Source organism: Sphingomonas sp. AC449 (assembly GCF_979253475.1).
This window is the reverse complement of sequence record NZ_CEEDCZ010000099.1, coordinates 1-235: the sequence shown is the minus strand read 5'-3', so window position 1 is coordinate 235 and position 235 is coordinate 1. Positions and strand designations below refer to the sequence as shown.

Here is a 235-nt window from a genome sequence, read left to right as displayed (position 1 = left end):
TCTCGCAGTCAGGCGGGCTTATGCCATTGCACTCTAACAGACGGTTTCCGACCGTCCAGAGCCCACCAGTGCGCGCCTCCGTTACTCTTTAGGAGGCGACCGCCCCAGTCAAACGACCCGCCACAGAGGGTCCCTGGTCCGGCTTACGGAACGAGGTTAGACATCAGAAACAAACAGGGTGGTATTTCACCTTTGGCTCCACATCAGCTGGCGCCGATGCTTCAAAGCCTCCCAC

At 58.7% G+C, this 235-nt stretch carries 1 rRNA gene; it reads right to left on the bottom strand.

The annotated features are described in order from the left end of the window. Window positions 1-235: ribosomal RNA gene (locus AC0CH3_RS17980) — 23S ribosomal RNA — on the bottom strand; the annotation flags it as partial.